Source organism: Paraburkholderia madseniana (assembly GCF_009690905.1).
GTDB lineage: Bacteria > Pseudomonadota > Gammaproteobacteria > Burkholderiales > Burkholderiaceae > Paraburkholderia > Paraburkholderia madseniana.
Genome location: NZ_VOSW01000213.1, coordinates 1 through 4,688, shown reverse-complemented (window position 1 = coordinate 4,688; position 4,688 = coordinate 1). Strand labels below are relative to the sequence as shown.

At 64.2% G+C, this 4,688-nt stretch carries 3 protein-coding genes; all 3 read right to left on the bottom strand.

Annotation, left to right across the window (positions count from 1 at the left end):
- A partial coding sequence (locus FSO04_RS44990; RefSeq protein ID WP_154567841.1) for a hypothetical protein occupies positions 1-1,313 on the bottom strand: 1,313 nt, incomplete at its 3' end.
- Positions 1,314-1,379: 66 nt separating this feature from the next.
- Positions 1,380-3,182, bottom strand: coding sequence for an ATP-binding protein (locus FSO04_RS44985; protein ID WP_154567839.1), 1,803 nt, complete (start codon positions 3,180-3,182; stop codon positions 1,380-1,382).
- Between the two features lie 219 nt (positions 3,183-3,401).
- On the bottom strand, positions 3,402-4,688 hold a 1,287-nt coding region (locus FSO04_RS44980; RefSeq protein ID WP_154567837.1), incomplete at its 5' end, for a glycoside hydrolase family 28 protein.

Genomic DNA, 4,688 nt, shown 5'->3' with positions numbered 1-4,688 from the left:
AGATCAACGAGCCACCGTTCGAGCTGCGCACTATCGCGACGCCCGCACGCCTCGAGCATGCGCGTCACGCACACGCCCGCGTCCCCAAGCGGGCCCTTCAGATCCGCGTTGAGTTCCGTCACGAGGCCTCCGACCAACGCCATCTTGCCCGCGTGGATCAGCGCTTCCTGCATGTGTCTGCGCTGCTGCGCGGCCTCGCGATCGAAAGCCAGCAGTTGCGAGCGCAGAGCGGCGCCGGCCGTATGGGTCTCCTTACGCAGCTCAAGTGCGCGCTTGAAGAACTGCAACGCGTACTTCGCGTCGCCTGAACGACCCGCAACCGTCGACAAGCGCTCGAGCATTTCGCGCAACTCGTTCTTCATCTGCAGCCGCTCGAATGTACGCTCCGCCCGCTGGCGCCAGCGGCAGGCCTTCGGAATGCGCTGCTGCATGCAGCGCAACTCGGCAAATCGCGCATAAGCTACCGCGACGTAGTTCGGCGAGCCGCACTGCTTCGTGACGGACCACAGCCGCATCGTGTATTCGCGGCCGCGCTCGAGGTTGCCCAGCAGCAGGTGCAAACGGCTCGCTACGTTCAGGCACGCGGCGCGCACGCCAATCGATTCGATCTCGAACGACGCGGACCCGATTTTCGCGAGCAGCGTCAGCGCGTCGTCGATCTGCCGCGTGGCCTCGGCAACCTCGGCGCGTTCCTGCAGCGCTATCCCGTACTCGGCCCTGGCTTCGGCCAGCGTGCACAGGTGAACCCAGTGCGCGGAAGAATGCGGCAACGCTTCGCCCCGCTGCACGGCCTCCGTCAGACACGCAATCGCACTCGTGTGATAGCCCTGGCGAAGATCCACCACGCCAATGTTGTTCAGCACGCGCGGAATGTAGCTTTCGTCGCTGGCCTCCTTGAGCATCGTGAGCGCCTCGGCGTATAGCTCCAGCGCCCGTTCCGCGTCTCCCAGGACATCGAAGCAGATGCCGCGAAAGTTCAGCATGCGCCCCGCTTGCGCGAGGCGTCCCTGCGCTTCGAACAGATGCTGGGCTTCGAGCGCAAACGGATAGCAGCGATATACTTCGTCGCGGCTCGCATAGACGTGCGCGGCCGCCGCGAGCGCATCGGCGAGCAAGCCTCGGTCGCCGCACCGGCGGCCGAGGTCCACCACCTGCGATGAAAGACTTGCCGCCCGCCCAAGGTCCTGGTGGTGGGCTTCACGAAGCTCGTCGAGTCTTCTGCAAACCTGAGTCACGAGATCGACGGGATCGGCGGCCATCGTGGCCGTCGCGGCGATGCGCATCGTGGTGTTGAAATCCGGCACACTGTTCATCGTCGTTATTCCGTCTGCCTGCAACATCGATAGTCCGAATAGCGCGCTAGCTGCGCAAACGCCGCATTACGCGCGTCTTAATCCGACCCGCAGTTCCGCTCCGCCGGCAGGATGGTTGCGGGCCGCGAGGCACCCGCTCATCTGCGCGAGGCGATCCCGCGCCAGCGCCAGACCGAGCCCGAGACCAGCTCCAGCCGGCTTAGTCGTATAGAACGCTTCGAACAGATTGCGCTGAACTTCAGGCGCGAAGCCGGGCCCGCGATCCCTGACGCTCACCTCGACCACCGTCTTCGACACGGCTTCGATCGCGACGGTGATCACACGGTTCTCGCTCGCTGCCGTCGCATCGAGCGCATTGCCCAGCAGGTTGACAAATACCGTGCAGAGACTCGGCGGATGCGCCCATGCCCGCACGTCGGCGCCTTCGCATTGCACTTGTCGGTCGCCGCTGGCGAAGCGATGCGCGACCATGGTCAGCGCTTCGTCGATCACCTCGCGCAGACTCACCGGCTCGAGACTGGGCCGCGCCCGATGCGAAAAAACATCAAATTGTTCGGTGAGCTGCACCAGTCGCCCGGTCACTCGTTCGATGCGTACGACGTCGTCGGCCAGCGCGGCAACATCCCCGTGCTGCGCCAGTTCAATGCTGTTCTCAATCGCGAGACGCAGCGCGGCGAGCGGATTCTTGAACTCGTGATTGATACCCGCCGCGGCACGTCCGAGTGAGGCCAGCTTGTCCGCTCCGGCCGCCGCGCCGCGTCCCTTGACGGCACTCCGTTCACGGTCCAGCTCGCGCGCAAACATCCCGGCGCGCAGCGCGGCACGTCTGCGATTGAACGCGGTTTCGAACTGCGCATGCTTCTGATACCACGCGAGCGCTTCCGCGTCGTCGCCAGCGGTCTCGGCGGCCTCTGCCGCTTTTATGGCTACCACGCACCTTTCGTCATCGAGCCCGCACTGGTGAAGTTCGTCGCACGCGCGCCGCCACGAGCGCAACGCGTCGGCGAAGCGTCCTCTGGCAAACGCGATATCGCCCAGCCTGTCGCTGGAGTGCGCGAGCGGCTCCGCCAGGCCCGAGCGTTGGGCGCTCGCGGCCGAACGCTGGGCGAAGACATCGGCCTGGTCGAGACCTCCGGTGGCGAGATAGATTTGCGCCGCGGTGTCGAGACGAATAGCGGGGAATGCGGGGCTCAGTTCCTCCGACGATTCGCGGGTAATTTCGCACAGGTGACCCAGCGCGAGCGCGACATAAGCGGCGGCCTTATCGGCGTCGCCGTTGCGCACCGAGTGCCGCGCGCTGCGCAGGTGCGCCCACATCCAGTTGTTGCGGACGATGGGCAACAGGCCGGCTACGGGCGAATCGAGCAACGTTGCTATGGCCTGTCCGAGGCATTCGATACCGCTATCGTGCGCGCCGTGCAGCACATGCACGATGCCGAGCCGGTCCAGCACGATCGCGGCATGGCGGGTCGCGTGTGCGTCCAGAAACCGCGCGTGCGCTTCGCGCAACCAGGCAATTGCGCCGGGTGCGTCGCCGATGCGGTCGTGAAAGAGACCGCGATAATACAGCGCACACGCCGAACCCAGCGTAGCGCCTTGCTCATCGAAACGCCGGTTCGCGTCCGTGGCGCATTCGTCGCCCGCGCTACATTCGTTACGTTGGAAATGCGCGGCGGCAAGCTGCAGCAATGCGTGAGGCAAGCGCGCCCGGTCAGTGCCGGAGCGCGACCGCGCGACCGCCTCCTGCACATGCGCAAGTGGAATCGCCTCGTTCAGCAGCAGCGTGCGCAAAGCGGCCTTCCTGCCTGCGCCACTCGCCTGTGGACCGCTCAAGGCCGCCGGGGACAGGATGACGTCGATCCGGGCCATTGTTATGAGACGCGCGCGTGGAGATGATGAAACGAATTCGGCATGACAGCTTCCTCAGTCGGACTGGAGTGACGAAACGCGCCAGCACCACCTTCCCACATCGTGGAAAGGAAGCTGTGCCGAGCCGTTGCGTACGCGTGAGTACCCGAATCGCGGCAGAAAGTTGCAATCCACATTGCCGGCCAGTCCCTGCCGTAAGCTGGACCGAGCCGGCGCCGGTTAGATCGCCGAGCCCGGCACCACCGTGCTCAACGGAACGAACGCTGCGCCACAGTCGGCAGGCGCCGCATTGCCGGGCGAACCGGAAATGCTCACGCCGTTCGCCGACGAAGTCACGATCGAGTTGGAAAAGCTTACGGGACCCGGCCCCATCGCAAATCGCGTGTCGAACGGATTGCCGCGGGAGGTCTTGGCGAAGGTCGGCTGCGCGCCGTCGAACACGACGTTGTCCAGCCTGATGTCGAGCGGATTCACGAGGCCGCTCTTTGCAAAGCCGGAGAACGTCAGCAGACCGCCATCGTATTTCGCGCTGCCCAGGTAGTGAAATCCGCTTAACACGATGCCGGTGAAGCGCGGATACAGCGAGCCATTGACCGAGCTGTAAAACGGGTCGAACACGAGTGGCTGTCTGACGTTACGCATGCACACCTGACTGTACTGAACCCCATTCACGCTGCCGCCGCTCGCGGCGTCCGACTTGATGCGCAGGCCAGCTCCGTTCGGGCTGTCATAGCCGTCCATCGTCAGATCGGTCACGGCGACGTTCTGGACGCCCCCATTCGTTTCGCTGCCGATCGACATGCCGTGCCCGTAGTAAAAGTGATTGTGGGCGAACATCAGGTTTTTGCTTCCAGGCGCAGCGCTGGACTTGATCGCAACATGATCGTCGCCAGTGCTGATATACGAATTCGCGAGCAGGACATTGGAAGACTGACCGGGATCGAAACCATCGGTGTTCTTGACGGTGTCTGGCGTAAAGCAGGTCGCCGGCGTGATCGCATCCGGTGTCGTTCCCTTCGGGCATGCGTAGCCGGTTTTCGTGTACGCGAGGCTCGGGGACAATACCTTGATCGACCACGCGGTCACACCCGAGACCGTCTCGGTCACGACATGGAAGTTCGGCGAATTCTGGAGCGTGATCCGATATAGCGTGAAGCCCGACCCCTTCGTCACCTGGACGAGCCTCGGGTTCTGCTGATTCAGGCCCGAGGTCTTGTTCTGATATGCGATGTCCCACCATGTCCGCGCGCCGGCGTTCGGCCCGCTCGTCAGTAGGCTACCGCCGCGCCCGTCGATGATGCCGTCCCCGACGATCCCGCTGCCGGCGGTGCTCTTCGCGAGAATGAGCGGGTTGCACGACTTGATATTCGACACGGTGGCAGTCCCGCACGTGCCGACTCCGTTGTCAAAGTCGGCCGGATTGCGCGACGCAAAGAGGGTGACGCCCGTGTCGATCCACAACGTCACGCCGGACTTCAGCTTGATCGGGCCGCTCAAGAAGCCGGA